At 29.0% G+C, this 7,331-nt stretch carries 8 protein-coding genes; 2 read left to right on the top strand and 6 right to left on the bottom strand.

Features of this window, described 5'->3' with window-relative positions; all coding sequences use genetic code 11:
- Nucleotides 1–118 precede the first annotated feature (118 nt).
- The 3 genes from AC30RD_RS03270 to AC30RD_RS03260 form a co-directional block, all read right to left on the bottom strand.
- A complete protein-coding gene (locus tag AC30RD_RS03270; RefSeq protein WP_489492793.1) occupies nucleotides 119–982 on the bottom strand; it encodes a cytochrome-c peroxidase in 864 nt (287 codons plus the stop codon).
- Nucleotides 982–2,073, bottom strand: a complete 1,092-nt coding sequence (locus AC30RD_RS03265) for a PilZ domain-containing protein (RefSeq protein ID WP_489492791.1) — start codon at nucleotides 2,071–2,073, stop codon at nucleotides 982–984. The genes AC30RD_RS03270 and AC30RD_RS03265 overlap by 1 nt, the downstream gene beginning before the upstream one ends.
- 98 nt (nucleotides 2,074–2,171) lie before the next feature.
- Nucleotides 2,172–3,161, bottom strand: coding sequence for an MBL fold metallo-hydrolase (locus AC30RD_RS03260; RefSeq protein WP_489492790.1), 990 nt, complete (start codon nucleotides 3,159–3,161; stop codon nucleotides 2,172–2,174).
- A gap of 26 nt (nucleotides 3,162–3,187) precedes the next feature.
- On the opposite strand from AC30RD_RS03260, the gene AC30RD_RS03255 reads away from it, so the two are divergent.
- Together AC30RD_RS03255 and AC30RD_RS03250 are read left to right on the top strand one after the other, a co-directional pair.
- The gene (locus AC30RD_RS03255) at nucleotides 3,188–3,766 is read left to right on the top strand and encodes a DUF2238 domain-containing protein (RefSeq protein ID WP_489492788.1); all 579 of its coding nucleotides are present in this window, start codon (nucleotides 3,188–3,190) and stop codon (nucleotides 3,764–3,766) included.
- A 1-nt stretch (nucleotide 3,767) separates the two neighbouring features.
- A complete protein-coding gene (locus AC30RD_RS03250) occupies nucleotides 3,768–4,922 on the top strand; it encodes a class I SAM-dependent rRNA methyltransferase (protein ID WP_489492787.1) in 1,155 nt (384 codons plus the stop codon).
- Here the strand turns inward: AC30RD_RS03250 and folP are convergent.
- From folP to AC30RD_RS03235, 3 genes are read right to left on the bottom strand one after another with little or no spacing between them, the layout of a single operon-like run.
- Nucleotides 4,902–6,053 carry a dihydropteroate synthase gene (gene folP, locus AC30RD_RS03245; RefSeq protein ID WP_489492786.1) on the bottom strand — a complete coding sequence of 384 codons (1,152 nt, stop codon included), beginning with the start codon at nucleotides 6,051–6,053 and terminating at the stop codon, nucleotides 4,902–4,904. The genes AC30RD_RS03250 and folP overlap by 21 nt on opposite strands.
- A gap of 2 nt (nucleotides 6,054–6,055) precedes the next feature.
- Nucleotides 6,056–6,664 carry a DNA polymerase III subunit delta' gene (locus AC30RD_RS03240; RefSeq protein ID WP_489492785.1) on the bottom strand — a complete coding sequence of 203 codons (609 nt, stop codon included), beginning with the start codon at nucleotides 6,662–6,664 and terminating at the stop codon, nucleotides 6,056–6,058.
- Complete coding sequence (locus AC30RD_RS03235; protein ID WP_489492784.1) at nucleotides 6,661–7,206, bottom strand: HobA family DNA replication regulator; 546 nt, start codon at nucleotides 7,204–7,206, stop codon at nucleotides 6,661–6,663. The genes AC30RD_RS03240 and AC30RD_RS03235 overlap by 4 nt, the downstream gene beginning before the upstream one ends.
- Nucleotides 7,207–7,331 lie beyond the last annotated feature (125 nt).

Genomic DNA, 7,331 nt, shown 5'->3' with positions numbered 1-7,331 from the left:
TATCAAAAGTTTTCCCAATTTATCTTCGAAATTGTAAATTTTGATAGTCTCTTTATAGCTTAATATCCTATCTATATAAATTGAAAAAAAAACTAAAAAAATCAAAATTATAAATATTTTAATCCATTTTATCATCAATTTTTCCCGTCAAACATTTTAAAAAATCCACTATATATTCGGCCTCTTCTTCGGATATATCTCTACCTAATTGAACTTTTGCCATCCAAATCACTGCCTCTTTTAAACTTTTTATTTTTCCGTGGTGAAAATAGGGTCCGCTTTTTTCAACGTTTCTTAACGAAGGACATTTAACCTCTAAGGAGCTTTTGCTTTTTAAAAAATATCCATATCTGAAATAAAGATGCCCTCCGACGGTTTTTCCGTTATGGCAAGCGATACATCCAAATTTCTTAAAAAGTTCAAAACCTTTTAACTCTCTGTTGGTTAATTTAACTTTATGTTTTAAAAAAAGATCAAATTTGCTATCGGGCGTCGTTAAAGTTAGGATATAAGACTTCAATGCGTCCAAAACTGCTTCTTTATCGATTTTTTTATATATTTTTAAAAACTTTTTTTTAAAAAATTGGCTATTTTCAAGATAAAAAATCACCCCTTTAAAATCCGTATCCATAATATTTGGATCTTTCATAATCTCTTCTATCTTTTTCTTTAGAGAGTAACTTTTTCTTTTCCAACCGTAAACATATTGATATCTAAGATTATAAATCGAGGGAACGTTATATTTTGTAACTCTTCCAAAAACGCCGATCCCTTTTTGTTTACCGTTTGATCCTCCATACTTCTTTTTATGACAACTTGCACAAGATATTTTTTTGTCCTTTGAAAGATTGGGATCAAAAAAAAGAGTTTTCCCAAGCCTCTCTTTTTCCGTTAAAACGCCGTTTCTTTTTGGTATAGGATCTATTGGATTTTGAGCAAACATAAGTATAATGAAAAAAAATAATAAAATTATGACTTTCACTATTTAGCCTTTAACTCTTTCAATATCTCAAACTGCCTATGCGTAATATAGCTTGATATGGTCTCTTCGGTTTTAATATCTAAATTTGAAAAATAGTCAATCCCTAAAATATTAAAATTGTCCGTTTTTTGAATATATTTGACCTTGCCCTTTGTTTTTACAGGTTTTGAAGACAAAAGGAAAAATATCTCCAATTCGCTCTCTTTTTTAAGATCTTCAATATTTTCTAAATATACTCCTATTCCTCCAATGGATATATCTTTTATATATCCTTTAAAAACCCTATTTTCAAATGAAAGATTTACCTCAATAATTTTTTCGGGTTGAACTCTGACAAATCTTCTTTTATCTTGCTCTATTTCACTAAAAATAAAATTATAAAGAGTTAAAGTCTCGCTTTTTGGATCTAAATCAAAAATATTCGCTTTTATAGGTTTTGGAAAATATGGATGTTTTAAATATACTATCTCCTCTTTTTTTAGATAGCTAAATTTGCCAGCATAGATGCTAACAACGATTTTTTCATCGAATATTTTTAAAATTTTACTTTTTAAAACTATTGGAAGTTCTTTATAAAAATCTATAATATCCACTTCTTCGTTTTTATCTTTGATCTTTTGAATCAAAGATAACAAAATCTCTTTATTTTCACTCTCTTTATTTTTTAATGCTTTTTTTATCTCTTCATAATAATCCATATAAGCTTTATCTATCGTAGTTAAATAAATGTCAACTAAAGTTATTAAATTTTTTAATTTTTCAATAGACTCCTCTTTATCGGCTAGATAGATAGCAAATTTTCCTATACTATTTAGTAAAGACTTTATAATAACCGGTTTTAGATTGATATCGTTTTGCGCAAGTTTTTTGGAAAATAGGTAAAGTTCTTCGGTTGGATCTTTTTGAAAGCCAAATAATAGTGTAAAAAGTTTTATACCAAACGTTTGCAAAGCCGAAGAGCTAATAAGTCCGGGTTTTGCTAAAGAGATATTTCGAGAAAAAATATCTACAAAATCTTTTTGAAACTCGAAAAAAAACTCTTTTTCGCTTTTTAAATTAGTTAAAATCTGCTTAGTTGATAGATTTAGCATAAAAAAACCTTACAAAAAACAGTAAACCTTTTACAACTTATTATAACTATAAAATTGTTTAATAATATTTAAAATAAATCTATTAATAAATTTTATATTTAAATTTTTACAATTTCACCGATTGAGGGGAGTATAAGATTTGAATCAATTCCTTCTACTTTTTCAAGGTTTTTAAACCAAGATAAAAGCTTTGAAGTTGACTCGGCAGTTAGATTAAAAGCTCCATAATGCATCGGAATTATATATTTTGGAGATAGTTCTTTTAAAGCTATAACGGTCTCTGAATGTGTCATATGAGAACCTGGTATTACATAGGGAGGATTTATAGGCATTATCGCTATATCGATTTTTTTAAATATCCTTTTTATCTCTTTAAAATGAACGTTATATCCAGTATCTCCTGCAAAAAATATATTTTTATCTCTGCATTTTATTAAAAAACTTCCCCATAAAACTCTGTTATAATCAAAAAAATTTCTTCTATGCCAATGATGAGCCGGAAGGAAAAAAACTTCAATATCTTTTTCCTTAATATCATATTTTTGATACCATCCCGCTTCTTGAAATTGGATATGAGAATTTACCCTTTTTATAAGTCTTCCCATTTTTAACGGCAAAAGTGCCTCTTTTATCTGATTTTTAGCATATTTGATGGTCTTTAGATCCAAATGATCATGATGCCCGTGAGAAACCAAAAGATAATCTATCTTTCCAAGCTCTTTTATATGAAAAGGAGCCGGGGTAATTCTTTTTTTAAAAGGCATAGAGCTAAAACAAGGATCAATCAAAAATCTTTTTTGATTGCACTGAATTAAAAATGACGCGTGACCAAGCCATATAATAAAATCTTTTTTCTCTTTTAAAAAACTTCTATCTTTAATAATCGGCAGTGGAGTTTTTTCTATCTCAATTTCTTTTTTTAAAAATTTTTTGATAAAAAGTAAAATATTTTTTGTTTTATATTTTATTTTTATCTCTCTTGCGTTAAACTCTCCAATAAATCTTCCTCTTTTATATGGAACTCCCAAAAAATCGTTTTTGATGGTTGTTAATTTTGGATTTTTTAAAAACTTTATTTTTTGATGCAATATCATCCTTTTGTTATAATGTGATTATGAAAAAAATAATTATTGCTATTTTTATCATAATTTGGCTAATTTTTGCAATATCCCCAAACGATAGGGTTATATGGTTTGCGGAAAATTTACTTATTTTTTTTATGTTTCCAACCGTTTTATATCTTGATTTTCGATATAACTTCTCAAAAACCGCTTTTTTGCTTCTTGCGATCTTCGCTGTAGCCCATTTAATAGGATCATATTTTACATATAACGACGTTCCCTATTTTACCTTTGAGATATTTGGGCAAAAAAGAAACTATTATGACAGGTTTGTTCATTTTCTTTTTGGGCTTTTAGTGTTTCCCTCTTTTTTCGAAATATATTATCACCAAAAATATAGCTTAAATCTATCTTTATTAATAGCCTTTTTATATATAACATCCATAGCGGCCGCATACGAGATCGCAGAATGGGTAATAGTTGAGATATCTCACTCATCCCAAAAAGGGTTTTATTTAATAACTCAAGGGGATGTTTGGGATAGTCAAAAAGATATGGCATGCGCAATAGTAGGAGCGACTTTATCTTTGATTATATGTAAGTTTAAGTATAATTTATCAAAAAAGGTATAAAATGAGAGAAGTTATAGTAAATAAAAAAGCTTCCAAATCTTTAAAAGAGTTTTTTCCTTGGGTTTACAAAAGCGATATATTAACAAAAATCGATGATATCTCTTTAGTTAAAATCTTAGATGAAAATAAAAAATTTTTAGCCGTAGGCTATATAAACCCAAAAAGCACCATATCCATTAGAGTTTTATCTTTTAAAGAGGAAAAAATAGATAAAAACTTTTTTATCAAAAGGATCCAAAAAGCCCTAATCGAGAGAGTTGATATCGATTCAAACGCAAAAAGGATAATACACTCAGAAGGAGATTTTTTACCGGGGATTATTTTGGATAGTTATGATGATCATCTCTCCTTGTTTTTTAACACAGCGGCTATTTTAAAATTTAAAAACGAGATATTGGAAGCTATCGGGGAGGTTTTAACTCCAAAATCCATAGTTATAAGCGGTGATTTATACTCTTTAAAAAAAGAGGGAATCAAAGATTTTAAATCAGAAATCATTGGTGAGATTCCAAATGAGATAGTCATTGAAGAAAACGGTATAAAATTTATCGTAGATATTTTAGAGGGGCAAAAAACCGGATTTTATCTTGATCAAAGGAAAAATAGAAAAATTCTAACCAGATATATAAAACAAAAATCAAAAGTATTGGATCTTTTTTGTAATACCGGAGGATTTGGCCTTTATGGCGCAAAGATAAAAGATGCACAAATTACAGCTGTTGATATTTCTCAAAAAGCCATACAAAACGCTAAAAAAAATTTTCTATTAAACAGTAAAGAAGCTACGTTTATCACCCAAAACGCTTTTGATTATCTAAGAGTGCTAAGAAAAGAGAAAAAAAAGTTTGATATGGTTATCATCGATCCTCCATCCTTTGCAAAAAGCAAAGCTCAAAAGAGTACAGCTTTGAGAGGGTTTAAGGATTTAGCCGTAAACGGCTTAAAAGTTACTGAAGATGAGGGATATTTGGCTATATTTTCCTGTTCATATTATATAGATCTAAAAGATTTGGAAAAGATTTTGTTAAAGGCTTCAAAGGATACGCAAAAACAGATAAAAATAATAGAACATCTATATCAAGATATAGATCATCCATATATTTTAAACAACCCCTATTCTCTTTATTTAAAAGGATTATTGGTTAAAATCGTTTAACTTTTTATAAACTTCAAAAGCCTGTTTATGCTCATATACATCGTGGCATCTGATAATAGAAGCCCCGTTTTGAGCGGCTTTTAAATGAATAGCCAATGTTCCTGGCAACCTTTGCTCCACAGGAGTTTTGATAATCATATCTATCATCGATTTTCTACTTGCGCCTACCAAAATTTCACATCCAAATCTTTTAAAATCGCTCAGATTTTGCAACAACTCAATATTGTGCTCTAGTTTTTTACCAAAACCGATTCCCGGGTCTAATATGATATTTTCTTTTTTTATTCCAAAATTCAAAGCTTTTTTTATTCTTGATTCAAAAAAATCTCCCACCTCTATAGTAACATCTTCGTATACTGGATTTTTTTGCATATCTTTTATATTTCCTTTTTTATGCATAATTACCACTTTTGCGTTATATTTTGCGACAATTTTTGCTATATCGTCATCTTGCAAACCAGTGATATCGTTTGCTATTTTAAAACCTTTATCAAGAGCATATTTTACGATTTTGGCCCTATAGCTATCGATACTAAATATAACTTTTTCATAAATAGAGTTTTTATAAATTTCATCAATTATCGGTTTGACCCTACTAAACTCTTCCTTTTCTTCTATTTCTAAGCTTCCAGGTCTTGTAGACATTCCTCCGATATCGATAATATCCGCGCCCTCTTTTATCATATTTTCGATTTTTTCAATAGCCTTTTGCCCTTTAAATCTGCTTTTTGGATAAAAACTATCATCGTTTGCGTTTATTACTCCCATAATTTTTAGATCAAACTCTCTCTCACTCAAATACTCTCTTAACTTTTTTGCAAGTCCTTTTAAGCCGTAGGGCTGAGCAAGCTCTTTTTTGCTTAATATTTCCATATGTTTTTTTGTTCCTATCAATAAAGCGTCACAACTTTTAAATTTGCAACTTATAACACCGTTTGGAATAGCAAGCTCGGCTCCAATGGATAGTGCGTCCTGCTTTAAAATATTTGCTGCGGCTATATGCATATTTTTAATATAAAAAAGATAGATTTTACTCTTTTTGGACATTATTTTTATTCCGACTTTATCCACATCCAAATTTTTCATAATCTTTTTAACATCACTCAAAGAGTCCAATCTTTTAATATGCATTTTTACCTCTTTTTAATATCCAAAATCATTAAAAATATCGTTGTCAAAATATTTATCGCATTTGCGTTTAATTCTAAAAGTCTTATGCTATCTGCAAAAAAGTCTATCTCATCCTCTCTTAATTCATATCCCTCTTCTATAGCTTTGGTTAATAGATTTTCTATAAGGATTTTAGCTTCGTTTTTTTCAATTTTTCTATTTTTTTGTAAAAAATCGTAAATAAAATTTAAATCTATACTTTTTATATCGATATCTATATCTTTTAACTCTTTTTTTGAAATATTTACCGAAGGAAGTCTTGATTTGATCGTAGGAAGAAGGGACGATTTGGAGTTGGTTACAATAATAAAATTTACGTTTTTTGGAGGCTCTTCAATAATTTTTAAAAGAGCGTTTTGAGAGTAGATATTAAATTTTTTTGCTATTAAAACAATATATTTTTCTTTTTCGCTGCTTATATAAGCTTGTCTTATAGCCTCTTTTGCATCTTCTACTTTTAGCTCTTCATTTTCTATGATAACAAGGTTTTCTTTAGATAAAGTATTTGATAAGAAATCTTTTATCTTTTCAAGATCTTCGCATATTACAATCTGACTTTTTAAATCGATCATGCTTTTAGTTCAATTTCACCAAATATCGCGGCATCTAAGCTTTTATCAAATAGTCTAAAAAGTTGAAAAAGTTTTAAATCCAAAAGATCATCAAACGATTTTAAATAAAAATTGTTTTGCATCTGTTCATCCATAATCCACAAAAAACTGTCATCTTTTCTTTTTGCGATCATCGCCCTGCTATTATCTCCCTTTCCTATATACCAAAAAAAATAGTCACCTTTAAAAGATAGGTCTAACATATCGTATAAAAGATCGATATCTTCGTCTTTTTTAATATTGTCTATATATGGAACAATATCTTTTAAAAGATAGGTTGGTATAAGGGGTCTATTTTTATCGGACTTGTTAAGAGAGTATAAAATATACTCTCCAAACCACTCTCTATCTTTATCCGTTATGATAATGATACTATTTCCCAAAACTATCTTCTCAAGAGCGGACGCGGCAAGAGGAACCCAATCGTATCTTCTCTCTTCCATCCAGCTCATTATAGCCTCATCGTATCTAATGGCTTGAAGAGTCCATTTATCAAATTCCATTTTAGCCTCTATTTTAAAATTGTAAATTGAGTACTTTGAAAAATTACTAAATTTCGCTCAAGACAGATGCGATTTTCGCTGACGCAACCTTTGAAAATTTTATTAAAATCGCTAAGCTTTCGCTC

The organism is Nitrosophilus sp. (assembly GCF_982775275.1).
This window is presented reverse-complemented; position numbering and strand designations above follow the sequence as displayed.